We start from the raw sequence: 535 nt of genomic DNA, 5'->3' as shown, positions 1-535 counted from the left end.
ACAGCAATAAGCTGTCGGATTCCAAACGGTCCACGTATTTTTGTGGCCACAGCGTGCGTGCTGCGTCGGTAAAAAATATCGCTTCGGTTTCACGGATGTGCTTTTTCAAAAACTCGCGATACGGCTGTAAACCACTTTCAATCAGGCCCTCAACGCTGGCAGAGTCTTCCAAAGAAATGTCGTGCTGTTTTACGTAGTCGTACGTTTCAAAGCCAACCGGTGCCATGATGAAAATCGACAAAATGATCGCCAAGCCATACAGCGCCATATTCGGCGGAATCTGTTGTACGCCAAGCGCATTTCGCAGCAGCGAAAACACGACCGCGAGTTTCACAAATGAGGTCGCCATCATGGCGATAAACGGGATCAATGCCAGAAACGCTAGGCTGACAATGAGGTTTAGCTCATCAGGTAACTGAATCATGCCGGCTCCTGAGTGCCGCCGAATAATTCAAGCACACGTACACCTAAATGATCGTTGACGTTTACCAGTTCACATTCACCAATGATTTTACCATTCGCGCGCAGTGTCACG

General features: G+C 48.6%; 2 protein-coding genes. Both read right to left on the bottom strand.

What is annotated here, in order from left to right; translation table 11 throughout:
• The coding region (gene vscR / locus R7Q48_RS30510) for a SctR family type III secretion system export apparatus subunit VscR (protein ID WP_318134157.1) at positions 1 to 424 on the bottom strand (424 nt) is incomplete at its 3' end.
• Positions 421 to 535 (bottom strand): FliM/FliN family flagellar motor switch protein (locus tag R7Q48_RS30505; RefSeq protein ID WP_318134160.1); only part of this gene is annotated, 115 nt, incomplete at its 5' end. The genes R7Q48_RS30505 and vscR, both read right to left, overlap by 4 nt.

This window comes from Vibrio sp. 378 (assembly GCF_033339435.1).
Note: the sequence above shows the minus strand (reverse complement) of the source record. Positions and strands in the feature narration are given on the sequence as shown.